Source organism: Amycolatopsis sp. FU40 (assembly GCF_021903635.1).
In the GTDB taxonomy this organism is placed as follows: domain Bacteria; phylum Actinomycetota; class Actinomycetes; order Mycobacteriales; family Pseudonocardiaceae; genus Amycolatopsis; species Amycolatopsis dendrobii.
This window is the reverse complement of sequence record NZ_CP091381.1, coordinates 2,315,524-2,339,295: the sequence shown is the minus strand read 5'-3', so window position 1 is coordinate 2,339,295 and position 23,772 is coordinate 2,315,524. Positions and strand designations below refer to the sequence as shown.

General features: G+C 70.0%; 19 protein-coding genes. 12 read left to right on the top strand and 7 right to left on the bottom strand.

The window, feature by feature from the left end:
• Positions 1-139 precede the first annotated feature (139 nt).
• On the bottom strand, positions 140-1,117 hold the full coding sequence (locus L3Q65_RS11655; protein ID WP_237599618.1) for a methyltransferase dimerization domain-containing protein: 978 nt from the start codon (positions 1,115-1,117) through the stop codon (positions 140-142).
• 88 nt (positions 1,118-1,205) lie between these two features.
• Entirely contained in the window at positions 1,206-2,162 is a 957-nt protein-coding gene (locus L3Q65_RS11650) for an aldo/keto reductase (RefSeq protein ID WP_182896250.1), read from the bottom strand.
• Positions 2,163-2,248: 86 nt separating this feature from the next.
• Between L3Q65_RS11650 and L3Q65_RS11645 the strand changes: the two genes are divergently transcribed.
• Positions 2,249-2,971 carry an SDR family NAD(P)-dependent oxidoreductase gene (locus L3Q65_RS11645; protein WP_182896251.1) on the top strand — a complete coding sequence of 241 codons (723 nt, stop codon included), beginning with the start codon at positions 2,249-2,251 and terminating at the stop codon, positions 2,969-2,971.
• A 63-nt stretch (positions 2,972-3,034) separates the two neighbouring features.
• On the opposite strand, the gene L3Q65_RS11640 is transcribed toward L3Q65_RS11645, so the two are convergent.
• A complete protein-coding gene (locus L3Q65_RS11640; protein ID WP_237599617.1) occupies positions 3,035-4,396 on the bottom strand; it encodes an amidohydrolase in 1,362 nt (453 codons plus the stop codon).
• 104 nt (positions 4,397-4,500) lie between these two features.
• Between L3Q65_RS11640 and L3Q65_RS11635 the strand changes: the two genes are divergently transcribed.
• The 6 genes from L3Q65_RS11635 to L3Q65_RS11610 all read left to right on the top strand — a co-directional run bounded on the left by L3Q65_RS11635 (position 4,501) and on the right by L3Q65_RS11610 (position 12,247).
• Positions 4,501-5,610 carry a zinc-binding dehydrogenase gene (locus L3Q65_RS11635; protein WP_237599616.1) on the top strand — a complete coding sequence of 370 codons (1,110 nt, stop codon included), beginning with the start codon at positions 4,501-4,503 and terminating at the stop codon, positions 5,608-5,610.
• A 31-nt stretch (positions 5,611-5,641) separates the two neighbouring features.
• Positions 5,642-6,607, top strand: a complete 966-nt coding sequence (locus tag L3Q65_RS11630; protein ID WP_182896254.1) for an aldo/keto reductase — start codon at positions 5,642-5,644, stop codon at positions 6,605-6,607.
• A 140-nt stretch (positions 6,608-6,747) separates the two neighbouring features.
• Positions 6,748-7,725 (top strand): alpha/beta hydrolase, encoded by a 978-nt coding sequence (locus L3Q65_RS11625; protein WP_237599615.1) that lies wholly within the window; start codon positions 6,748-6,750, stop codon positions 7,723-7,725.
• Positions 7,722-8,696 carry an alpha/beta hydrolase fold domain-containing protein gene (locus L3Q65_RS11620; protein WP_182896256.1) on the top strand — a complete coding sequence of 325 codons (975 nt, stop codon included), beginning with the start codon at positions 7,722-7,724 and terminating at the stop codon, positions 8,694-8,696. The genes L3Q65_RS11625 and L3Q65_RS11620 overlap by 4 nt, the downstream gene beginning before the upstream one ends.
• The gene (locus tag L3Q65_RS11615; RefSeq protein ID WP_182896257.1) at positions 8,693-9,928 is read left to right on the top strand and encodes a multidrug effflux MFS transporter; all 1,236 of its coding nucleotides are present in this window, start codon (positions 8,693-8,695) and stop codon (positions 9,926-9,928) included. Before L3Q65_RS11620 ends, L3Q65_RS11615 begins: the two co-directional genes overlap by 4 nt.
• A gap of 177 nt (positions 9,929-10,105) precedes the next feature.
• Complete coding sequence (locus tag L3Q65_RS11610; RefSeq protein WP_182896258.1) at positions 10,106-12,247, top strand: tetratricopeptide repeat protein; 2,142 nt, start codon at positions 10,106-10,108, stop codon at positions 12,245-12,247.
• Positions 12,248-12,575: 328 nt separating this feature from the next.
• On the opposite strand, the gene L3Q65_RS11605 is transcribed toward L3Q65_RS11610, so the two are convergent.
• Positions 12,576-13,817: a hypothetical protein gene (locus L3Q65_RS11605; RefSeq protein ID WP_182896259.1), complete on the bottom strand. Its 1,242-nt coding sequence runs from the start codon at positions 13,815-13,817 to the stop codon at positions 12,576-12,578.
• A 558-nt stretch (positions 13,818-14,375) separates the two neighbouring features.
• Here L3Q65_RS11605 and L3Q65_RS11600 point away from each other — a divergent pair.
• Positions 14,376-17,093 (top strand): tetratricopeptide repeat protein, encoded by a 2,718-nt coding sequence (locus L3Q65_RS11600; protein WP_237599614.1) that lies wholly within the window; start codon positions 14,376-14,378, stop codon positions 17,091-17,093.
• Positions 17,094-17,584: 491 nt separating this feature from the next.
• Here L3Q65_RS11600 and L3Q65_RS11595 read toward each other — a convergent pair whose 3' ends face one another.
• Together L3Q65_RS11595 and L3Q65_RS11590 are read right to left on the bottom strand one after the other, a co-directional pair.
• Entirely contained in the window at positions 17,585-18,097 is a 513-nt protein-coding gene (locus tag L3Q65_RS11595) for a GNAT family N-acetyltransferase (RefSeq protein WP_237599613.1), read from the bottom strand.
• Positions 18,094-18,669 carry a hypothetical protein gene (locus tag L3Q65_RS11590; protein WP_182896262.1) on the bottom strand — a complete coding sequence of 192 codons (576 nt, stop codon included), beginning with the start codon at positions 18,667-18,669 and terminating at the stop codon, positions 18,094-18,096. Before L3Q65_RS11590 ends, L3Q65_RS11595 begins: the two co-directional genes overlap by 4 nt.
• Before the next feature lie 193 nt (positions 18,670-18,862).
• Here L3Q65_RS11590 and L3Q65_RS11585 point away from each other — a divergent pair, with 193 nt between their 5' ends.
• From L3Q65_RS11585 to L3Q65_RS11570, 4 genes are all read left to right on the top strand, one after another.
• Entirely contained in the window at positions 18,863-19,780 is a 918-nt protein-coding gene (locus tag L3Q65_RS11585; protein WP_182896263.1) for a diiron oxygenase, read from the top strand.
• 1 nt (position 19,781) lies between these two features.
• Positions 19,782-21,284 (top strand): FAD-dependent oxidoreductase, encoded by a 1,503-nt coding sequence (locus L3Q65_RS11580; RefSeq protein WP_182896264.1) that lies wholly within the window; start codon positions 19,782-19,784, stop codon positions 21,282-21,284.
• A gap of 122 nt (positions 21,285-21,406) precedes the next feature.
• Complete coding sequence (locus L3Q65_RS11575; RefSeq protein ID WP_182896265.1) at positions 21,407-22,108, top strand: GntR family transcriptional regulator; 702 nt, start codon at positions 21,407-21,409, stop codon at positions 22,106-22,108.
• On the top strand, positions 22,101-22,904 hold the full coding sequence (locus L3Q65_RS11570; RefSeq protein WP_182896266.1) for an arginase family protein: 804 nt from the start codon (positions 22,101-22,103) through the stop codon (positions 22,902-22,904). Before L3Q65_RS11575 ends, L3Q65_RS11570 begins: the two co-directional genes overlap by 8 nt.
• A 239-nt stretch (positions 22,905-23,143) precedes the next feature.
• Here the strand turns inward: L3Q65_RS11570 and L3Q65_RS11565 are convergent, their stop codons facing one another.
• Positions 23,144-23,767, bottom strand: coding sequence for a hypothetical protein (locus tag L3Q65_RS11565; RefSeq protein WP_182896267.1), 624 nt, complete (start codon positions 23,765-23,767; stop codon positions 23,144-23,146).
• Positions 23,768-23,772 lie beyond the last annotated feature (5 nt).

The following is a 23,772-nucleotide window of genomic DNA, read 5'->3' as shown; positions in this document are numbered from 1 at the left end:
GGGATCGCTCGGCGCCCCGCCGGGAACGGCGGGCCTTCGAGTGCGGCCCGGCTCGCCGTGGTGCGGGATAGTCTACGATTGTCGGCTAAAAAATCAACGGGCCGGATGCGTTTGTTACCTCCCGGCCCCGATGCCGTTTTCAGACGGCGTCGGCGACCAGAACGCGCGGGCTTCCCGGCAGTGCGAGGACATCGCATACGCGCCATCCTGCACCGTCCAGCCATTCGCGGACTTCCGCCTCCGGATAGACGACGGTTCCGTCGATCACGAAGTACTCCCCCGCGTGCAGCGCGTCGATCGGACGCTGCCGTTCGTCGTCGTCGAGGAAGAAGTCCAGCAGCAGCAACGTCGCTCCGTCTCCGGCGGCGGCGCGGGCGTTGGCCAGGATTTTCCGGTTCTGCTCCGCGGTGAACCGGTGCACAACGTGGTTCACCATCACCAGATCGTGCTCACCGCCCGGTTCCGCGGATTCGGTCGGCGCGGGATCGATGCTGATGCGATCCGCGCACCCGGCCGCATTCACCGCGTCGGTGATCCCTTGCGTGGACTCGGGTCCGAAAACGAAGCGAGCGGTCAGTGCGGGATTCGCCCGCAACGCGCCGATCGCGAATTCCGGCGACAATCCGCCCAGATCGAGCATCGAGCGGTACGGCGAGAAATCGAATGCGCGCGCGAGCATCGACGCGTGCAGCGAGTTGTAGCGCATCACGCCCGCCATGAACGTCGCCCAGCGGCCCTCGTCCATCTGGAGGTCGCCCGGTTTGCCACTGTCCACAGTGGCGTCGAACTGGAGCCAGTGGCCGTAGCTGATTTCGTTGAGGAAGGTCAGGAACGGCGCCAGATCCGTAGCGCCGTTCCCGCCCAGGTACTCCTGCGCGTCCTCGGCCAGCGAGTAGCGGCCGTCGGTGCGCTCCAGCAGACCGCGCGCGTTCATCGCGTCGGCCAGGATCCGGGTCAGCTGCTCGCCCGTGCCCGTGGCGGCGGCGAGTTCCGGCGCCGTTCGCGGACCGTCGGCGAGCGCGCGGAACAGGCCGATCCGCGAGGCGGCGAACAACTGCTTCGCGCCCATGTACCCGATGGCGATGTCGACGATGCGGTCCGGCGCTGGTTTCGTCATGTGGCGGCTCCTCACGGCGTCGGGGGTGCCTCTCCGGGCACCCCGGGGAGCTTTAGTCTACGCACGTCGACAAAAAACACCAGCCCCTTCACCAGGTTCCGTCGGCGGCGACCTCGCGATCGAGCCACAGCTCCTTGGTCAGCTCGCGAATCCGGTCCGCGCCGACGCGCCCCAGCAAGGCGATCGCGCCCGCATTGTCCTCCAGCTGCGCCCGCCGCGATACGCCCACGAGGACGTTCGCGGTCGCGGGATTGGCCAGGCAGAAGGCAATTCCCAGCTGCGCGGGCGAAGCGTCCAGTTCGCTCGCGATCCGTTGCACCGCAGGCCAAGCGGCGGCGATCTTCTCCCGGATGCCGCCGACGTCCGCGCCGATCTTGCGATTCGGCTTCAGATTCCCGACAAGCAGCCCGCCTTCGAAAATGTCCGACGCCTGCAAAGTCAGCTCTCCGGAAGCGAACAGTGGCGCGTAGTACTCGCCCTCGGCCATCGACCGCCGCGCGAGCCCGTACTTGAGCTGCGCGAAAACCGGCGGCGCCAAACCACGTTTGCGCGCGATGTCAAAAGCTTTGCGCAGATCGTCAATGCGCCAATTGTTCACACCCCACGCGCGGAACCGGCCGGCTTCGATCTGCTCGGCGACGTCCGCGACGACCCGCTCGAGGTCGACTTCGCCGAAGTAGTCGCCGACCACGACCAGATCGGCCGACTCGACGCCGACGCGTTCCAGCGAGGTGTTCATCTGCTGCGCGAAGCCGACGTTCGGGTAGTCCCAGAGCCAGAGCTTCCCGCAGTAGAGCCAATCTTCGCGGGCGAGCCCGGCCTCGCGCACCGCGCGGCCGAAGATCTGATCGGTCGTGGAACCCTCGGCGTGCGGGCCCATGTCGTAGTGCGCGACGTCGAAGAAGGCGTGCCCCAGTTCGGCCGCGCGGGCGATCAGCGCCACCGCGTCGCCGAACTCCATCCGGTCCCAGGTGTTCCACGAGCCGAGCGACAACGCCGGCACGCGCGGGAACGCCGGGCCCAGTCCAGGTCGATCCGTCGCCACGATTCCTCCTGCGATTCAAGGGATTTATTTTCTACGCTTGTATACTATAAGCCCGCGAACCTCGCTCCCGGCGAAAGGAAACGACGATGCCCGCTGCCCGTACCGTGCTGATCACCGGAGGTGCCGGCGGCATCGGCGCCGCGATCGGCGCCGCCTTCGCCCAGGCCGGCGATTCCGTGGTGCTCGCCGACCTCGACGGCGCCGAAGAAGCCGCCAAACCGGTTGGCGGGCGCGGAATCCGGCTCGACATCACCGACGAGACGGCGATCTCCGCCGCGCTCGACGAGGTCGGCCCGGTCGACGTCCTGGTCAACAACGCCGGTCTGCTCAGCGTCCACGGCAGGCTGCTGGACCTGCCCGGCGCGGATCTGCTGCGCATCCTCTCGACCAATGTGCACGGCACTTTCCTGATGACGCAGCTGGTCGCCCGCCGGATGGTCCACCGCGGCGAGCCCGGGGTCGTGGTGAACCTGTCCTCGATCGGCGGGCGGCAGCCCACGCCGGGAATGGGCGGCTACGAAAGCAGCAAAGCGGCCGTCGACGCTTTGACGCGCTGGGCGGCGATCGAGCTGGCGGAGCACAAGATCCGGGTCAACGCGGTCGCCCCCGGCCCGGTCGCGACGCCGATGCTCGCCGCCGCGATGCCGCCCGGATCGCCCGCGCACGACGCGTGGGTGGCGCGGATCCCGGACGGCCGGATGGCGGCGGTCGAGGACGTCGCCGCGGCCGTGGTGTTCCTGGCGAGCCCGGCCGCCGCCCACATCACCGGCACCAGCCTCCCGGTGGACGGCGGCCAGCTGCTCACCTGAGCCAGCCGTCGGTGAAGGGCCCCTTGAAGGAATCAGATTCCCTCAAGGGGCCCTTCACCGACGTCAGGCGATCGTTCCGGGCGAACGCTCGAACACGATCTGTCCATCGAGGACAGTCAGGTCGACCTCGACCTCGGGCAGCTCGGCCGGGGTCACCGTGAACGGATCCGCGGACAGCACGCACAGATCAGCCGCCATCCCCGGCGCGAGCGTGCCTTTCCACGAAGCCGCACCGTCCTGCCGAGCCGGGTGCACGGTGTAGCAGCGCAGCAGCGTTTCCATCCGCTGCCGCACGTCCTCGGCCGGCCCCATCCACTGGTCCGCGGCGGCGATTTCCTTGCGCCAGTCCGGCGGCAGCACCGGCGCGTCCGAGGTCAGGCACAACGGGATCCCGGCGTCCAGCGCCTCTCGCAGCGGCCACGCGGCGTCCGAACTGCCCTCCCCCAGCGCCGCGTCGACCACTCCGGCGGTGCGGACCGCGATCCCGGCCTGGGCGGACAGCCCGACCCCCAGCCGGGCCATCCGCTTCAGCTGCGCCGCGTTGACCAGGTCGCCGTGGATGACGTAGTGGCCGAGGTCGGCGTCGCGTTCCTCCCTGGCCCGTTCGACGGCGTCCAGCATCAGCTCGATCGCCCGGTCGCCGGTCGCGTGCACGCCGACCTGCAGTCCGGCCTCGTGCGCGGTGCGGACCATCCGGGTGAAGTTCTCCTCGCGTTCCGGGTCGTCCGCGCCGCCGACGAGCAGGTGGGCGTGGCTGCCGTCGGCGTAGCAGTGGTGCGTGTAGGCCGAGCGCATCGGCGGGATGCCGTCGGCGAAGATCTTGACGCCGCGGAAGTTCAGCCGGCGCGGGTCCGGACCGGGTCCGTCCACTGTGGCCAGTCCGGCGCGGAAGCCGTCCAGGGTGCTCGGGCCGTCGAGTTCGCCGTACAGCCAAAGCGCGGTCACCCGTGCCCGCAGCAGTCCTTCGGCGGCCAGTTCCCGGTACTGCTCGACGACGGACATGCCGAACGCGCCGATGTGCCCGTCGTCCTCCCCCGGGCCGAGGCCGGGTTCGGTGTAGCTCGTGATGCCCAGCGCGGCAAGGATTTCGCCCGCGCGGAGGATGGCCGCCCGGCGTTCGGCAGCGGTGCGCAGCGGCTTTTCCGGACCAGGTCCCGGCGCGCCGTCGTCGGCGAACAGGGTGTCCGGCCACAGCGCTCCCAGCCACGTGGCGTGCAGGTGCGCGTCGTTGATGCCCGGCAGCACCGCGCGGTCGCCGAGGTCGAGCACCCGCGTGCCGGGGCCGATCAGCTCCCGCAGGTCGGCGTCGGTTCCGGCGCGCAGCACGCGTCCGTCCCGCACGGCCAGCGCGGTCGCGGGCGCGGCACCGGCCATGGTGTGCACCGCTGCTGCCCGCAAGACGAGGTCCGCAACTGAGGTCGGCACAGGCGCTCCTGGAGGGATTCGGGGACTCGACATTTTTGTCGACGTCCGTAGACTAACCCATCACACGGCCCCGCAGGGCCCGCCAGTCCCCGGAAAGGTTTCCCATGACCGTCCCGACTTCCACCCGCGCCGCGGTGCTGACCGAGCACGGCGCGCCGCTGGAGCTGACCGAACTCCCGCTGCCCGCCGAGCTCGAAGCAGGCGCGGCGCTGGTCCGCGTCTCGTGCGCGACGCTGTGCGGCACGGACGTGGAGATCTGGTCCGGGAAGATGAGTTTCCCGGGCATGCTGCCGATGGTGCTCGGCCACGAAATGGTCGGCGAAGTGGTGGCGGCCGGACCGGACACGCGCGACGCGCTCGGTCGCGAGATCGCTGCCGGCGCGCGGATCGGGTGGTCGGAATCCACGTGCGGCGAGTGTTACGGCTGCACCGTGCTGCGCGAACCGGTCGCGTGCTCGCGGCGCGGCTACGGCTTCCTGCAGCGCTCTGACGTCGCGCCGTTCGCGACTGCCGGGCTGTGCGAATACGCCTACGTCGTCCCGGGCGCGGCGAAGCTGCTGCTGCCCGCCGAGGTGCCCGACACCTGGGCCGCGATGGCCGGATGCGCGGCGAAGACCGTGCTGCGCGCGTTCGACCGGGTCGGCGGCGTCCGGCCCGGATCTCGCGTGGTGGTGCAGGGATCCGGCGCGCTGGGCCTGTTCGCGACCGCGGTCGCGCACCTGAGCGGAGCGGGCAGCGTCATCACCGTCGGCGCGCCCGCCTCGCGGCTGGAGCTGGCGAAGGAATTCGGAGCCGACGACGTGGTCGACGTCGCGGGCGGTTCGGACTCGATCGTCGAGCGCGTCACCGAACTGACCGGCGGCCACGGCGGCGATCTCGTGCTGGACTTCGCCGGCGCGCCGTCGATCGGCCGCGAGGCGGTCGCGATGGCGGCGCAGCGCGGGCGGGTCGTGATCGTCGGCAGCACCGGGCCGGAGCCGACGCCGGTCCCGCTCGGCACGGTGATGGGCAAGGAACTGACCGTCGTCGGTTCGCTCAACGGCGACATCGCCGACTACCACCACGCGATCGAGTTCTTCGGTTCCTTCGCCGCCCGGATGCCGTGGGACCGGCTGTTCGGCTCGCCGGTCGGGCTCTCCGGCGCGAGCGAGCGGATCGAGGCCATGCACCGGCTGGACGAAACGAAAGCCGTCGTCGACCCCCGTCTCCCCTGATCCCGATTCCCTTACGAGCCAAGGAGGTCTCGTGTCCGCATCCTCGCCCCTGCCCCGCCGCAAGGTCGGCACGTCCGGGTTGGACGTTTCGCTGCTCTCGCTCGGTTCGTGGCACACCTACGACCGGATGGACTTCGCCGACTCGGTCGCGATGATCCGCGCCGCGGTCGAGGCCGGCGTGAACCTGTTCGACGTCGGCGTCTACGGCATGCCCGGCCACCCGCCGGTCTTCACCGACGTGCTCTGGAGCGCGATCATCCGAGCCGCCCGCATCCCGCGCGAGGACTACCTCGTCTCGGCGAAGCTGTGGATCGAAGGCTTCGGCGACCAGGGATTCCGGCCGCAGCTGGAAAACGCGTTCCTGCGCGGCGGGTTCGACGTCGCGGACCTGGTGATCCTCGGCGACCTGCGCCGCGACGACGTCGCGCTGGAGGATCTGGTCGAGGACCTCGCCGGGCTCACCCGCTCCGGGCTGATCCGGGCGTGGGGCGTCAACAACTGGTCGGCCGGGAACATCGCGCGGCTGCGCGAAATCGCCGAAGCGCTGCAGGTGCCGGGTCCGCAGATCGCGCAGCTGAAGTACAGCATCGGCCGCCGGTCCATTCCGGACGGCGAGCCGTTCGCCCGGCTGTTCGCCGACGGTTTCGTCATGCAGGCCTCGGATGTCCTCGAAGGCGGCATCCTCGCCGGGCGCACCAAGCTGACCCGCGAGATCGGCCGCGACCCCGGCGACGTCCGCAAGCGGATCACCCGCGACGCGCCCAAGGTCGTGCGGGCCGCACAGGAACTCGGCACGAGCGCGGCGCGGCTCGCGGTCGCGTTCACGCTGACGCATCCGGCGAACGTCACGACGCTCTTCGGCGCGACCCGGATGGAGCAGCTGGAGGACAACCTCGCCGCGGTCGAGCTGGTCGAGAAGGTCGGGGCCGAGCAGATCCGCGCGCTGGTGGAGCCGTTCTGGGCCGACCGCGACGCCGTCGATCCCGAAGGCCCCTGACGCCCGTTCACGTCCGGGAGGGGAATCCTGCCGGAACCAGATTCCCGCAGGGTTCCCCTCCCGCACCGCACCCGGCACCGCCCGCGCCGCCGCGATCCGCGCCGCCGCAGAATTCGCCCGCCCAGCCCGAGGAGGCTGCCTTGACCTATCCCCCCGTCCCGTTCGACCCGGAGATCGAGCCCGCGCTCGCCGAGATCGTCCCGGCCGACGCGCCGCCGTTCACCCCGGAGACGATCCCCGGCCTGCGCCGCGCGATGGCCGAGATGTTCCCGTCCGCCGCGGAAGTCGTCGGCGACGCTCCGGTGACCGTCGTCGAACAGACCATCCCCGGCCCGGAAGGCGCGCCGGACCTGGAAATCACCATCCTGTCCCCGCACGAGAACGACGGCGCGCTGCCCGCCCTCTACAACATCCACGGCGGCGGCATGATGGTCGGCCATCGCAACATGGACGTGGGCCGGTTGCTGGCTCTGGTGCTGGAGCTGAACGTCGTCGCGGTGAACGTCGAATACCGGCTGGCCCCCGAGCACCCGCACCCCGCGCCGGTCGAGGACTGCTACGCCGGTCTCGTGTGGACAGTCGAGCACGCCGACGAACTCGGCATCGACCCGTCGCGCGTCGTGGTGATGGGCGGCAGCGCGGGCGGCGGTCTCGCCGCGGCGGTCTCGCTGCTCGCGCGCGACCGGAAGGGCCCGGCCATCGCGGGCCAGCTCCTGCTGTGCCCGATGATCGACGACCGCAACACGACCGTCGCGAGCCAGCAGTACCCAGGGTTGGGCACGTGGACCCGCGAGTCGAACCTTGCGGGCTGGCAGTCGCTCCTTGGCGACGCGGTCGGCACCGACGACGTCTCCCCCTACGCCGCCCCGGCGCGGGCGAGCGACCTGTCCGGTTTGCCGCCGGCGTTCATCGAGGTCGGCAGCGCGGAACCGTTCCGCGACGAGGACACCGAGTACGCACTGCGGATCTGGGCGACCGGCGGACAGGCCGAACTGCACGTCTGGGCGGGCGCCTTCCACGGGTTCGACATGTACGTGCCGGACTGGCCGATCAGCAAGGCCGCCCTCGAAACCCGGAACTCCTGGCTGCGCCGGATCTTCGGGAAGGCAGGCAAATGAGCGTCCCGCCAGTGCCCTACGACCCGGAACTGGAGCCCGGCCTCGCCGCGTTCCTCGACCTGGTCGAGCGGATCCCGCTGCGCGCGGACACGATCCTGGCCAACCGCGCGCATTTCGCCACGATCATCCCGCCCGCCGAGCAGATCGTCGGCGACCGCCCGGTCGAACTGGCCGAGCACACCGTCCCCGGCCCCGAAGGCGCGCCGGACATCGTGCTCACCGTCGTCCGCCCCGCGTCGGGCGTCGCCGACGCGCCCGCCCTGTACAGCATCCACGGCGGCGGAATGGTGCTGGGCAACCGATTCTTCGGTCTCGACGGCCTGATCGACGACGTCCTGCTGTTCGGCGCGGTCGGCATCTCGGTGGAATACCGGCTGGCTCCGGAAAACCCGGCCCCGGCCGCCGTCGAGGACTGCTACGCCGGTCTGGTGTGGACAGTCGAGCACGCCGACGAACTCGGCATCGATCCGTCGCGCATCGTCGTCACCGGCGCCAGCGCGGGCGGCGGGTTGGCCGCGGGTGTCGCCCTGCTGGCCCGGGACCGCAACGGCCCGGCCATCGCCGGACAGCTGCTGGCGTGCCCGATGCTCGACGACCGCAACGAGTCCGTGTCGACCCGGCAGTACAACGGAATCGGCGCCTGGGACCGCAACAACAACGACACCGGCTGGGACGCGCTGCTCGGCCCGGCGCGCGGCACCGACGCGGCCTCGCCGTACGCGGTCCCGGCCCGGATGACCGATCTGTCCGGCCTCCCGCCCGCGTATCTCGACGTCGGCGCCGCGGAGATCTTCCGCGACGAAACGACCGAGTACGCCCTGCGGATCTGGGCGACCGGCGGGCAGGCGGAACTGCACGTCTGGGCGGGCGGCTACCACGGGTTCGCCGGTTTCTCCCCCGACGCGGAAGTCTCCCGCTCCGCGGTCGCGACCCGGCTTTCGTGGCTGCGCCGGATCCTGCGTGCCGGATGAAGCGACTCCAGACCGAAGCGCGCCTGGTCGAGCCGGCGTTGCCGGAAAAACGGCCAGGCGCGCTCCGGATGGCAGTCGTGCTGGGGCTGCTGGAGGTCTTCGGCCCGATCTCCATGGACCTGTACCTGCCGGCGCTCCCCCAGCTCGCTGACGACCTCCGGGCCGGGCAGAGCCTCGCGCAGGCGACCATGTCGGTCTGCATGCTCGGCCTCGCCTTCGGCCAGCTGGTCGTAGGCCCGCTGAGCGACCGGTTCGGCCGGCGCCGTCCGCTGCTGGCCGGGATCGGGCTGTTCACCGTTCTCTCGGCGGTGTGCGCGTTCGCGCCGTCGATCGAGGTGCTGCTCGCCGCGAGGTTCCTCCAAGGCCTGTGCGGTTCCGCCGGAATCGTGCTGTCGCTGGCCGTCGCGCGGGACCTCGCCGAGGGCGTGGAACTGGTGCGGCTGCTGGCCTTGCTGACCACCGTCGGGGCGCTGGCCCCGATCGTCGCTCCGGTGATCGGCGGACAGCTGGCGGCCGTCATCGGGTGGCGCGGCATTTTCGGCGTCCTGGCCGGCATCGGGGCGGCGTTGCTGCTCGTCGCCGCGACCGCGCTGCCGGAGAGCCTGCCGCCCGAGGCACGACATCCGCGCAAGGGCCGCGGCGAGTTCCGGATATTGCTGAAAGACCCGCTGTTCCTGGGTTTCCTGCTGGTGAGCACCTGCGGCGGAGCGGCGTTCTTCACCTACCTGGCGTCGATCAGTTTCGTGCTCCAGGACGGATTCTCGTTGTCGCCGCAGCTGTTCAGCGCCTGTTTCGCCGCGAACGCAGTGATGTCGGTGCTCGGCGCGCAGGTGAACCGGGCAGCGGTTCGACGCGTGGGACCGGTCCGGATGTACGTGCTGGGCACGACCTTCACCGCGGCGGCGGCAGTGGCGATGCTCGCCGCCGTGGCGTTCGGGGCCGGGCTGGCGGCGTTGCTGATTCCGTTGGCGCTGTTGATGTTCGCGGGCGGGACCACGCAGGCGAACGGCAACGCGCTCGCCCTCGCGAACCACGGCCAGCGGGCCGGAACCGCGGCGGCGCTGCTCGGGACGTCGTCGTTCGCGGTCGGGCCGGTTGTCGCGCCGCTGGTGTCGCTAGGCGGGACGACGCCGTTGTCGATGAGCCTGACCATGGCAGCGGCATACGGCGTCGCGACGGTGCTGCTGTGGCTGGCGGTGCTGCCCCGGCTGCGCCGGTCCGGGAGCGACTGACCGGCCGATACTCGAGGGGCAAGGCCTCCGAAATTGATCCGAACGGGCTATCCAGTAACAACCCGCCCGCGCCGACGACCGCGTTTGAGTTGACCAGGATCACCACATCGACCCCGTTCAAGCGCTACCCCAGCACCCGCGCACAAGGAAAAATGACGGGTCGGGGGGGCGCGACTGATGGGGACTGGTGACAGACACGAAAACCTGATCGCCGCCGAAGTGTCCGGGCCGGTGGTGCAGGCCGGCGTGGTCCACGGCGACGTCCATGTGCATTCTCGGCGCGAGAGACGCACTGTTCCGCGGCAATTGCTTCCAGTCTCCGCGTCGTTCACCGATCGGGAGCGGGAACTGGCCGAACTCGACCGCCTGATCGGCGATCAGCAGCGGCAAGGGCCTCGCGTCGCCGTGATCGCAGGCTCGGGCGGAGTGGGGAAAACGGCACTGGCGTCGCGATGGATAGCAGGCCATGCCGACCGTTTCCCGGACGGGCAGCTCTACGCCGATCTCGGTGCGTTCGGCGCCGAGGAGCCCGCCTCCCCCGACGAAGTACTGAGTCAGTTCCTCCGTGCGCTCGGCGTGCCCTCCGCGCAAATCCCGGCGGAGCTGGCCGCGCAGACCGCGCTCTACCGTTCGGTGACGGCCGGGCTGAAACTGGCGGTGCTCGCGGACGATGCCGACTCGGCGGCTCAGGTCCGGCCATTGGTCCCGGCTTCTCCCCACAGCGTGGTGGTGGTGACCAGCCGCTGGCGGCTGGGCGCGCTCGCGATGGACGGGGCGCGCGTGCTACTCGTGGAGCCGCTCAGCTCTGTCTCGGCGCTGGAACTGCTCCGCCGCGCGATCGGCATCGACCGGGTCAAGACCGAACCTGAGCCTGCTCAGCAGCTGGTGGAGCTGTGCGGCGGACTGCCGATCGCGGTATGCGTGGCGGCCGCCCGGCTCTCCACCCGGCCGCGATGGCCGATCTCCCGGCTGGTCGGCGCGCTCGCCGACGAACGACGCCGGTTGTCCGCGCTCGCGGTGGCCGACGAAGCTGTTGTGCAGGCCAGCTTCGACCTCTCGGCGGACGAGCTGGCACCGGACATCGCGCTCGTCTACCGGTTGTCCGGACTGCATCCCGGCCCGGACTTCGGAGCCGAGGTTGCGGCGGCCGCCGTCGACCGCCCGGCCGCCGACGTCGAGGACGCCCTCGATGCGCTGGTCGACGCGAGCCTGCTCACCGACGCCGGCCCGGATCGGTACCGTTTCCACGACCTCGCGCGGGTGCACGCGCGGCAGCAGGCAGAAACGCAGGAGAGCGAATCGTCGAGAACCGCCGCGGTGCACCGCATGATCACGTGGTACCTCGACCGCGTACTGGCCGCCGATCTGGTGATCACCCCACTGCGCGCCAGGATCAGCCCGGGCTACGAGCGAATCCGCAGCATTCCCGCGCCGCCGGACGCCACGGCCGCGCTGGACTGGCTGGAGCGGGAGCTGGCGAACATCGTGGCCGCCATGCGAGTCGCGGCCGACCAAGTCTGGCCTGAGCTGGTGTGGCAGTTCTGCGAAGGACTGTGGGGGCTTTTTCTCCACCGCAAGCACTATCGCCAGTGGCAACGCACGCACAGCTGGGGCGTCGACGCCGCCCGGCGCTGCGGCAACCGCCGCGCCGAGGCGCGACTGGAGGTTCAGCTCGGCTACGCCCATCTGAACACCGGACGTTACGACGCCGCCAAAGACCACTTCACCGCATCGCTGAAGGTGGCTCTCGCCATCGACGACAGCGTGGCCCAAGCTCGCGCTTGGGAGCACCTGGGAGTCGTCGCGCATAGCACCGGATCCCCTCGGGAAGCTTACGAACACTACGCTCGAGCCCTCGCGATCGCGGAAGAACTGCGCCAACCACGCAGCATCGCTCTCCACCGACGTCGACTCGGGGAAGCGTGTCGCGACCTCGACCGCCCAGCCGAAGCGGTAGAGCACTTCGAACGGTCGGCTGAGATCGCGCGCGAGATCGGCGACGAAGTGCTGCGCGGCCGAGCCATGACCCGGCTCGGCGACCAGCACCTGCGGCTCGGGGACTCGACCGCGGCGTGTTCGCTCCTGCGCGAAGCGGCAGATCTCCTCGGCCAGCATGGGGCAGCGGCGTACCAAGCCGAAGCGCTTGAAGCTCTCGCCGAAGCGGACCTGGCCGCGGACCACGTCGAGAGCGCACGCCTGCACCTCGAGCAAGCGCTGGCGACCTACGCCGTCGCGGAGGACCCGAAAGCCGAGCGAGTGTCGGCCCGCATCGCCGCGATCGCCGCCGGCAAGCAGAAGCCCGGGCACGGCGAGGCGTAGGGCCGAGCGGGAGGCCGACGGGAGGGGAAGTCGCGGCAGCCGAGCAGCACCGCCGTTGTTCCCCGGCGCGTCTTCAATACGTGTTCTCCCGCTCGCGCGACCGCCACCGCGGCGGTGCAGCCCGGCAGCCGCGCCAGTATCTCGTCCACCGCAGCCCAGGCCAACGCCCTCGACGTGCGTTCCGACGCGAAGACGACGTCCGAGCGGTTCAGCCACGACGTCGGCGCGGATTCCACGCTGGCGACAAGCACGTGGTCGCGCCCGCCGACGGAGTCAACCCACGACACGTCCCACACACCGGGTGCGGTACTGACCGTTCGCCACTGTGTCATGGCGGTCCCCCGACAAATCCCTCAACGGCGACGCGGCGAGGCAAAGGTACCGGAGACACCTGCACCTCGTGCGGCGGTTCTGGAATACCGAGCACCCGGTACATCTCCCGCCGCAAGAGCGCGCCCGCGCGGCCGGGCAGTGAGGTGATCCGTGCCGCGATGTCGCCGACCCAGTCTTCCGGCCGTCCAGCCGCGAGCGCGCGCAACTGCACGTCGACAAGCAGGTCCGGACGCAGCTTCGGCGCAAGGCGCCACACCGACGCGGCAAGGCTGCCCGCGCGCACATCCTCAGCCGAGCCGGGGTTCAGCAACACAGGCGTGCCGAGGGCCGCAGCGTACTGGGTGATCGACCCGTGATCGCCGATCACGTAATCCGCGGCCACCAACGCGGCCCGCCAGCCGTCGTCAGGCGGCAGCAGCCGCAGCCCGGCGTCGAGCGCCTTGGCCAGCCACGCGCGGATCTGCCACGAACCGTGTATCGACCACGTCAGCGGGTGCAGCGCCGCGACGACCTGGTAGTCCCTCGCCGGCAACTGTGCCGTCAGCTGGTCGAGCAGGTGCGGGTTGCTGCCGAACAGCGAATGCCTGGACCAGGTCGAGCTGACGAGGACCAGTTTCCGTCCGCTCCGGACGTCGAGCGCGGCGCGATATCGGTCGCGCAGGGAAAGGCTCGCTCGCAGCTGGTCGAAGCACAGGTCGCCCGCCACCACAACGCGGTCAGCGGCCTCGGGGCACTCGCGACGCAGCCAGCGGGCGTCCTGTTCGTGCGCCGTCAGCACTGTCGCGGGAACGACTCGCCCGTCCCGGACCAGCCGATACCGCGGATGGGCCAGAGACGGCTGAGCCGCGCGCTCTGCCGGCAGCGGACTCCGGCGGAACCGGGGGCCGCTCACGCCGTGCGGCATCACGACGACCGGAGCCGCGATCTTGTCGATTTCGAGGTAGCTCGCCGCCATCGCCAGGTCGAAGCGCGTCCGCAACACCTGGTGCCACGGCAGCAGCAGCCCGCCCCAGGCCCGGACGTACTCCTCTGTTCCGTCCCAGCGGTCCTCCAGCGCGGGGACGGTGAACAGGACCTGCACCCGGTGATCGGCACGCAGCAGGGGAAGCACTTCCACCAGTCGCGTCCCCGCGGTCATGTGCGGCACCACAACCAGGACGGTGCGGCACCCCGCCCGGGTCACCCATCGCTCCGCCGCCGCGTTCCCCGGAGCCCTCGTCCACGCACTCCCGCTCATCGGGCTCCCTCCCGCGCCGCCGAAATCCGCATTCCCATCGCTGGCTCGCCTCCTGTTCTGCTCGACTGGCCGAGGCCAATACGGAAATCGTCGACAGCGCTTCATTCACGACGCTTTCAGCGCAGGGGGAAATCCTCTTTCAGCCACCGCGAGAAGGTGACAGATATTTGCCAGAAGCGACACCGATTGGCGAAACAAGTATTGAGGTGGAAAACTGCGTGCACGGGAGCGCGGGCCGCCGCGAAGGCGGCACCTGGGGAGGGATGCGCCATGAACCGACCCGTCGTCATGGGATTTCTCGGGCAAACCGCGTTACGAATGCACGGCCGGATGAGCGTGCATTGGGAACGGCCGCAAGCACGTGCGGTCCTGGCTGTCCTCCTCGCGCACGCGGGCCAGCGAATTCCCGCCTCGACCCTCACCGAACGCGCCTGGCCGGAAGAGCGACGGCCGCGGAATCCCGCGTCCACGCTGCACACCTACACCACCCGGATCCGCGCCGCGCTGCAGGCCGCCGGCATCGCTGCCCGACTGGAAACCGTCGACGGCGGCTACCAGTTGCACGCCGACAAAAACCTCATCGACTACTACCGGCTACGGGAAACGATCAGCGATTCCCACCGCCACGCCCGGCAGAACGATCATGAAAAAGTGTGCGCCTGCATCGAACAGGCCATCGCGCTGTGGAATGATCTTCCGCTCGCCGACGTGCACTCCCCGTGGGCCGACAACTGGCGGCGTGCCGTACTCGCCGACGAATGGCTGCCAGCCAATGATCTCCTCGTCGACAGCTACCTCGAACTCGGCCAGTTCGACATGGCGTTGCGACGTCTCAACGATCTTCACCGCGAGCACGGCTTCACCCTGAGCGGCACTCAGCGGCGACTGACCTTGATGACCCGGCTAGGCCGCCGCGATGACGCATACCTGCACTATGTGTCGACGCGACAGCGCCTGCTTCGCGAAGGCGACGACGAATCCGCGGACGCGCTCAAACGCCACTACGACACGCTCGCCGCGCCAGCACCCCGCTCGACCGCCCATTCCGCCGGCACACCACCGAGCAGCCACTCCCGCGTGCCGCGCCAGCTGCCGCGTGACGTCCCCAACCTGATCGGCCGCGACGCGCTGATCGGACGCCTGGACGCCATCACCGGCACCACCGCGGCTGATCCCTCCCCCGCAGCGGTCCTGTTGACCGGGCCGCCCGGGATCGGGAAGACGACCGTCGCCGTCCGCTGGGCTCACCGCTCGGCCCAGCGCTTCCCGTGCGGCACGCTGTTCACTGATCTTCGCGGATTCGCACCAGGCATCCCCCAGACGCCCGCCGAGGTGGTCGACCGCTTCCTCGCCGCGCTCGATCCGTCCGCCGACCAGCGGTTCAGCACCGGCAACCGGACCGAGCAGCTGCGCGCCCTGCTCGCCGAGCGACCCGCCCTGGTCATTCTGGACAACGCGGCCAATTCCGATCAGATCGAGCCGCTGCTGAACCTGTTCGCCAGCTGCGTCGTCCTGATCACCAGCCGAAACAGCCTGCGCAAGGCCAGCACGCGGTATCACTTCGCGACGCTGGCCCTCCACCCGCTGCCGCTGCCCGCCGCCACCGCTTTGCTGTCAGCCCGCATCGGGGACCGCGCCAAATACGAGCCTGGCCCGGTCCGCGACCTGGCCCGCCGCTGCGGCGGCCTTCCGCTCGCGCTCGCCCTGATCGCCGAACACGCGGCGAGCCGGACCGGCGTGCCCCTGCGGGGATTGGCGACCCAACTGCGCGACCACGATGAACTGTTGTTCCTGGAACACGAGGCCGATACCCCTCCCGCCGGCCTGGCCGCCGCGTTCGCCTGCTCCTACGAAGCGCTCTCCCCCAGCGCTCAGCGCACCTTCCGCGCGCTCGGACTGCACCCCGGCACCGATATCGGCGTGCACGCGGCGGCCGCGTGCACCGGCGAGCCAGTCGCCGCCACGAGGCGCAATCTCGACGCGCTCCACAGCGCTCACCTCCTCGAACAACGCGAGGAAATCGACAGATTCCACTTGCACGACCTCGTCCACGCCTACGCCGCCCATCTGTGCGCTGGTCAGGACCACCGTGCGGCACGGCACCGGATAGCCAGCTTCTACCTGCATTCGGCGGCCCGCGCCCATGAGCTCGTCTTCCCTCATCGCCCGGGCCCCCCGCTCCCGCCTGTCGCGCCCGGGTGCGAACCGCTCACCTACGCCACGGCCGACGAAGCCGAGCAGTGGTGCCTGAGGGAGGCAGAGACGCTCGCCTCAGTCCTCCGCTATGCGACCCAGCACGGGCTGGACGACCATGCCTGGCCCCTGCCGCACACCACGCTTTTCGTCTGGGATCGGCACGGGCGCTACCCGGCTATCCGAGCCGGGCTGGAGATCGCCGCGGCCGCGGCCGCCCGCTGCGGCGAGCGCGAGGCAGAGGCGGGCACTTTGAACGATCTCGGACACACCCTCATGCTGATGGGCGAGCACGACCACGCCCGCGACCACCTGTACCGCGCGCTGGACATCATCAGCGAATCCGACAACCCCGCCTTCCGCGTCGTGGTCCAGCTCAACGTCGCCCGCCTGGAGCACGAGACCCAGCGGCTCAGCACCGCGCTCGACCTCCTCGTGCGCTGCGACCGCCTCGCGTCCGAACTGGACGATCCGGGACTGGAAGCAGGCATCGCCCACCAGCTCGGCGAAACGCTTCGCGCCATGCACGACCGCGTGGCCGCACAGGGGCATTTCGAACGCGCTCTCCGGCTGCGAGAACAGGTGGGCGACCTTCCCGGGCAGATCGCCGCGCACGTCGAACTGGCCGATCTGGCCTGCCTCCGCGACGACCACCCCGCGGCCCAACAGCACGCGGACCAAGCCCGGACGCTGCTCGCCCGCTCACACGACGCCGACGCGCGCTTGCGCGTCCTGCTCTTGATCGCGCGCTTGCGACACGAACAAGAGAACCCGGACGAAGCGATCCAGCATGCCCGCGAGGCGATCGCCCTCGCGTACAAGACGCATAATCCAGTCAAACACGCATTGGCACTGGAAATACTCGGAAAGATTTACCACGCCGAGGGCGAATCCGGTAAGGCATGCGACGCATGGACAATCGCGGCCGGCCTTCTCGAAGGCAAGGAAGAACACGCCGCGACAGTTCGCATATCCCGCCATCTCGCCGATATCAACGGCGCGCACACGTTCGTTCCCGCCGCCCGCGACGCTGACGCACTCGCGGCGGACCCCGCCGCCCGCATTAACTTTACGCGAAAGTAGCTCACAAAACGGGCGCAACCCGTTCCGGGGATCACACCCGATACACTCTGCGAGATAATCACGCTAAAGTGTGATCATGTGCCGCAATCTGCTGAAAAATGGCTGCTCGCGAGTGTTTCCGTACACCCCTCGAGCTGCAGTCAGTAGCCTGAACATCTAGACAACATGTATTTCGCCTGGCATGGTGGCGCAGTCCGAAGACGCGGCCGCAGCGGCAAACACCTCCGGACATCACCTCACGCACCACCAGAAAGGTAACCGCCTTGCCTCGCAATCCCCACTGGCTTAACGCATCCATGATGGCGACCGCCTTTGTCATGGCGACCCTCGGATGGTTCAAGTACTTCTGATTGCCGTAGCGGTGTGCGCCGTCGGACGGCGCACACCGCTCAGAGCAAATATGAGGGGCAAGGAATCAATTTTCAATCGGCCGGTTTACCGACGACGCTTTTCAGCGGTCCCGAAATTTTCTTGCTTCGAGCATCGTCCGGTCACCTCCGGCACGAACCACTTGACTCGAACACGAGCTGACAGTCCTCCTCGCTGACCATCCGGAATTCCGCTTTCTCCAGCACCCGGCGACTCGCCGCGTTTCCGGGCAGCACATACGCCCGCAACTCGGGGGCGAGAGCGGGCTCCGGATGCTCCTCATGCCACCGCCGGAGCGCCTGCGTCAGCTCCGTGGCCAGGCCCGCGCCCCACGCCGCCCGCGCCAGCAGATATCCGACTTCCCGGTGTCCGCTGCGATGGGCGATACCGAACCCGGCCCGGCCGAGAAATCCCGACGCACCTTCGACCCGCCACTTCGACCAGCCGCGCGTCCGGTGCTCGGCGATGAACCGCTCCAGCCGTTCCCGGGTCGCCTCGCGGGTCTGCGGGCCGGTCGTCATGTGCCGCATGACTTCCGGGTCCGCGTGCAGTGCGGCGAGATCGTCCAGGTCCTCGGGCAGCCACGTGGTCAACCGAAGCCGCGGCGTGCGGAGGATTTCGTCGCGGCCGCTCACCAGCCAGGGTGGTACGGCGTCGGCGGGGTTTTCGGCAGCAGCCACGCGCCGGTCGCCCGATGCGCGGCCAGCACCAGTGCGGCCACGGGGACGATCAGCCACAGGAACCCGCTCGGGAAGGTCATCTGCAGCGTCGGCGGCGCGCTTTTGCGGACGAAGCTGGAGCCGAGGCCGACGATCATGAAGACGACGATGTCCAGCACCGCCAGGCCGCTTCCGACGAGCACGCAGATCCGGCCGGCCGGGGAACGCTTGAACAGCCCGATCGCGCCGGCCACCGCCAGTGCCGCGACAGCCAGGTACGCAGCGCCCACGATCCCGCTGGAAAGCAGCCTGGACGAGGACGGATTGTCGATCATCCGGACCACCGCCACGATGAAGCCGATCGTGCCCACCAGGCCGATCACTGAGGACAACGTCGCCGCGGCGATGGCGGTGGCGCCGAAGCACGCGGTCGGCGCGGGAGCCGGCTGCGACGGGAACTGGCCGCTGTACGGGGGCTGCCCGCCGTAGGCAGGCGGCAACGGCGAGTACTGCGGCGGCTCCGCGCCGGGGTAAGGCGGTTGCGTCACGACAGCTGTTCCTCCGGGGTCAGGAAGACATTCGCGGCTCATCCTGCCAGGTCAGCGGCCCCTTTCCGGCCCGATTGCCCAAACGGACGACACGCGGTTCGCCGGCGCCTCTCGCGATACGGCCAGATAGGTGTTACCTTAGGTAACAGTGAATCGCGGTAACGCCTAACCAATGTCGCTCAGGGAGGACCGAATGACCAGCGCAGACGTGCAGCGAGCACCGGAAGCAGCCCAGTCCGGCCGGCACGAGACCGCGCAGCGGCTGCTCGACTCCTCCGCGACCCTGTCCTACGACCCGGCCACCGAGGTCGACTGGGAAACCCCGCTGGACAAGGACTTCCACGGGGCCAGCCCGGAGTGGAGCACGCTCTACGGCACGAGCTACTGGGCCGAGATGACCCCGGAGCAGCAGAAGGAGCTGACCCGCCAGGAGGCGGCGTCGGTCGCGAGCACCGGGATCTGGTTCGAAATGATCCTGCAGCAGATGGTGCTGCGCGATTTCTACGCCAAGGACCCGACCGACCCGGCGTTCCAGTGGGCGCTCACCGAGATCGCCGACGAATGCCGCCACTCGATCATGTTCGCCCGCGGCGCGCAGAAGCTCGGCGCTCCCCCGTACCGGCCGCGCAAGCTCGCCGTCGAACTGGGCCGCGTTTTCAAGGCGGTCGCCGGCGGCGAAGCGGCGTACGCGGCGATCCTGGTCGCCGAAGAGGTTCTCGACGTGATGCAGCGCGACTGGATGCGCGACGAGCGCGTGGTCCCGTTCGTGCGCACCATCAACAACATCCACGTCGTGGAAGAGTCGCGGCACATGAAGTTCGCCCGCGAGGAGACCCGCGAGCAACTGGAAGGCGCGGGTGCCGTGCGCCGCCAGTTCAACGCGCTGGTGATCGCGATCGCGTCGTACTTCATCGTCAGCAGCATGGTCAACCGCGACGTGTACAAGAACGCCGGGCTGGACGCCGAGCGCGCGCTGCGCGAGGCGAAGGCCAACGAGCACCACAAGTCGATGATGCGGTCGAGCTGTGCCGGGCTGATGGAGTTCCTCGGCTCGTGCGGGCTGCTGACGAAGCCGGCGCTGGTGTTCTACAAGCGAGCGAATCTGATCTGACATGGCCTTCGCGATCACCCAGACCTGTTGCAACGACGCGACGTGCGTGTCGGTCTGCCCGGTCAACTGCATCCACCCGACGCCGGACGAACCGGACTTCGGCACCACCGAGATGCTCTACGTCGACCCGGCGTCCTGCATCGACTGCGGCGCGTGCGCCGACGCGTGCCCGGTCGACGCGATCTTCCCGGTGGACCTGCTGACCGATTCGATGAAGGTCTACGCGGGGATCAACGCGGACTTCTTCGCCGACCGCCCGCCGGTCGCCGCGAACCCCGCGCCGAACTTCCACCGCTGGGGCCCGCCGACGTTCGACCGGGAGATCCCGAGCGACCTCGAGCCCGCGGACGTGGCCGTCGTCGGCACCGGCCCGGCCGGGATGTACGCGGTGGAAGACCTGTTGCTGCACACCAACGCGCACGTCACGCTGATCGACCGGCTGCCGGTCGCGGGCGGCCTCGTGCGCTTCGGCGTCGCCCCGGACCATCCGGACACCAAGCGGATCGGCGAGGCGTTCTCCCGGTTCCACAACCACCCGCGGCTGAAGCTGAAGCTCGGCGTCGAGGTCGGCCGCCACGTGACGGTGGACGAGCTGGCCGAACGGCACGACGCGGTGATCTACGCGGTCGGCGCTTCGTCCGCCCGCACCCTCGGCATCGCTGGCGAAGAACTGCCCGGCAGTCTCGCCGCGACGACAGTCGTGGCTTGGTACAACGGCCATCCGGACGTCCCCGCGCACGCGGTCGACCTGTCCGCGGAGCGAGTCGTGCTGATCGGCACCGGCAACGTCGCACTGGACGTGGCCCGGATCCTCACCGCCGACCCGGACGAGCTCGACGGCACGACCATCTCCCCGCACGCGCTGGAACGGTTGCGCTCCAGCAAGGTTCGCGAGGTAGTGCTGCTGGCCCGACGCGGTCCGGAAGACGCCGCTTACACCTCGCCCGAGCTGATCGCGTTGGCGCAGCGGGCGAACGTGCCGCTCGTCGTCGACACCGAAGACCCGCGCACCGCCGCGGCGATCGACGCGGGCGCCGGAAAAGCCGCGCTGCTGAAGGACTTGGCCCGCGAAACCGTCGACTGGACCGCCCCTCCTGCGGACGGCCCCCGCCGGATCGTGCTGCGGTTCCACTCGGCCCCGGTCGAGATCACCGGCGACCGGCAGGTGCGCGGACTGCGCGTCGACGGACCTTCCGGACCGGTCGAGATCGCCGCGGGTCAAGTGGTGCGCGCTGTGGGCTACCGCGGCCGTCCGGTGCCCGGGCTCCCGTTCGACGACGCCAGCGGAACGATCCCGAACTCCGCGGGCCGGATCGAGGGCCGGACCGGCGCGTACGTGGTGGGCTGGATCAAGCGCGGCCCGTCGGGCGGAATCGGCGCGAACCGTACGTGCGCCAAGGAAACCGTGGCGACGCTGCTGGCGGACATCACCTCCGGCGCGGTGCCGCTGCGGGGCCGGCGGTCGCCGATCGCGGCACTGGCGGCACGGTTCAGGGGTCGCTGAGACAGTTCCTTCCGGAGTCCCGGCCGCGCACTGCGGCCGGGACTTTTTCGCGCGCGTCGGGTATTGCCCGATTGTCGGACAATCTGGCAATCTAGTGCGCACGGCGAGCACTGGGGGGGCAGATGGCGATCGACGGTCTGGGTGCGAGCATCCAGCGGCGCAGCACCGCCGAGCAGGCGGCCGAAGCGGTCCGGCAGGCGATCCTGTCCGTCCGGCTGCCGCCCGGCACCCCGCTGCGCGAGGCCGCGCTCGCCGCCGAGCTCGGGATCTCCCGCAGCACGCTCCGCGAGGCCGCACGGACCCTCGAAAGCGAAGGACTGGTCCGGTATCAGATGAACCGCGGCATCGTCGTCGCGGACGTCACCGCACCGGACGTCGCGGACATCTACGCCGCCCGCACCTCCGTCGAACTCACCGCGGCCGACGCCCTCACCGAGCACCGCGATCCGGCGATCTACCGGCAGCTGGCTGACCTGGTCGACCGGATCGAGCACGCCTTCGAGCAGGACGACACCGCCACCGCCCTCGACAGCGACCGGCTCTTTCACGCCACCCTCGTCACCGCCACCGGCAGTCCCCGCTTACGCCGTTTCCACGCACAGCTCCAGCAGGAACAACGCCTCGCCCTGGCACTGGCCGAACGCTCCCGCCGCCAACTCGGCCGCACCACCGACGACCACCGCCGGCTGCTGGACGCCCTGCGCGGCAGCCGGAGCGAGGCCAGAGCCGAGATCACCGCCCATCTGCAAGCCGGCGCCGCCGAATTGGGACGGCTGCTCGACCTGCTCGCCCACCACGACGAAAGCGAGAAACCCCGTGGCTGACCACCGTGCCTGGGACCTGATCGTCACGCCCTGGCACCTCGACCAGCACCTCCCGGACTTCCCCGTCCCCGCGACCGCGACCCAGGTCGTCCCGCCGGTCCTGCCCGCGGAGCCTGTCCCCGCCCGGATGAACCTGCTGCACCAGGCGACAGCCGACGCGGTGGCCCGAACCGCGAAGCCCCTGGTGCTCTCCGGCGACTGCCCCACCAGCCGCGCCGCGGTGGCCGCGCTGCAGCGACGCCACCGCGACCTCGCCGTGCTGTGGCTCGACGCCCACGGAGACTTCAACACCCCAGAGATCTCCACCAGCGGCTACCTCGGCGGCATGGCGCTGGCCATGCTCACCGGCCGCACCGCGGGCCTGTTCGACGACCCGCTCGGCCTGCGCCCGGTCCCCGACACCAGCGTCGTGCTCGCCGACGCCCGCGACCTCGACCCCGCCGAACACGACGCCCTCGCCGCCAGCCGCGTCCGCCGCGTGCCCGCCGACCCCGCCGCCATCGCCACCGCGCTCGACCACCTGGGCCCAGTGCCCGTCTACCTCCACCTCGATATCGACGTCATCGACGGTGCCGAACTCCCCGGCGCACGCTTCCCGTCCGGCCCCGGCCCTTCCCTCGCCCGGATCGAAGAATGCCTTGCCGCCGCGTGCGCCACCGCCGACATCGCTGGCGCCTACCTCGCCTGCGCCTGGCTGCCCGAGCACGTCAACGACCACAGCGCCCGCCAGACCGTCGCACGGCTCACGGCCGCGCTCGGCGCCAACGTCGCTTGGCGCGAAGCCGCCGTCAGCTGACCGCCGGGAACCGATTCCTTAGCTCCCGGCTGCTCGACCCGTACGTCACTGGCGTTCGAGAGCGCGAACGTCTCCGGGGTTGACGACCGTGCTGCGCGCGGACGCCACGCTGGAACTGCTGCCTGGCCGCAGGTGGTTCAAGAGCAAGGGCGACTGTTCCCAGGTCGCAGTGCTCGACGTCCGGCGGGACGGCCTCGCCGGGGTGACCGTCTTCAACAACTCCGCGCTCGTCGAACGGATCACACGGGCTTCTGTACCGCCGCCAGCGTCTCCTCCACCTCCGGCACCCAGAAGCTGAGTTCGAGGGTCTTGACGTTCGCCCAGTGCGACATCAGCCGGCCCTGCGCGATCAGCGCCGGATACGCGGCGGCGAACAGCACCGCACCGCACACCGCGAACACCGGGTGGCCCCCGGCGATCAGTTCCACCACCGACGCCACGAACCCGAACGCCATCGGCGGGCTGGAGTTGCGCAGCATCAGCCCGACGGTGCGCAGCCGCGTCGCCTCCATCGCCGCGTCGGCGTCGTGCAGCTGCAGGGCCGAAAGCAGCAGAAACGAGTCCGCTTCGACGAACGCGCGTCCGCTGGCGGCGGGATTGCGGCGCAGGAACTCCTCCCGCGCGTTGCGCTTCCGCCGCCGCGGCAGCCATCGCGCCGCCCGCGCGCCCATCGGATACGCCAGGTAGCCGAGGAGGTAGCTCGCCACGACGATCCCGATCACCAGCACCGCTCCCGGCGCGCGCGAGACGGCGGCGAGGTCGAGCCAGTGCAGCCGCCCGGCGAGATAGGCCAGGAACGCCAGGTGCAGGGCGCCCGGGATCGCGTACGTGAAGAGGTCGAAGAGTCCGACGGCTAGGGTCACCCGGT